This window comes from Streptomyces sp. P17, assembly GCF_032436805.1.
In the GTDB taxonomy this organism is placed as follows: domain Bacteria; phylum Actinomycetota; class Actinomycetes; order Streptomycetales; family Streptomycetaceae; genus Streptomyces.
In genome coordinates, this window is record NZ_JAVRBF010001495.1 from 1 (window position 1) to 235 (window position 235).

Annotated in this window: 1 pseudogene; it reads left to right on the top strand. The window is 30.2% G+C overall.

From position 1 onward, the window contains the following. A pseudogene (locus RMT89_RS45460) lies at positions 1-235 on the top strand (hypothetical protein); the annotation flags it as partial.

Below are 235 nucleotides of genomic sequence, written 5' to 3' on the forward strand. Positions count from 1 at the left end.
GGCTGGTCATCAATACTGGTCAAAGTTTGATACATCGATTATGCAAGAAATAGAAGAAATTGCTAAAGAAATCAACGGGATAATTTTTCAACCGAAAATATCAGGAGCTATTAGAACATTAGATTTGCCATTAATAAAAAAATATAATTCCCCTCAAACCAATAGTTTCATTTTTGATTTGGTAAAAAAATGTAATGGGGTTCCTAATAATACAAGTAACATTAGTGATGACTCT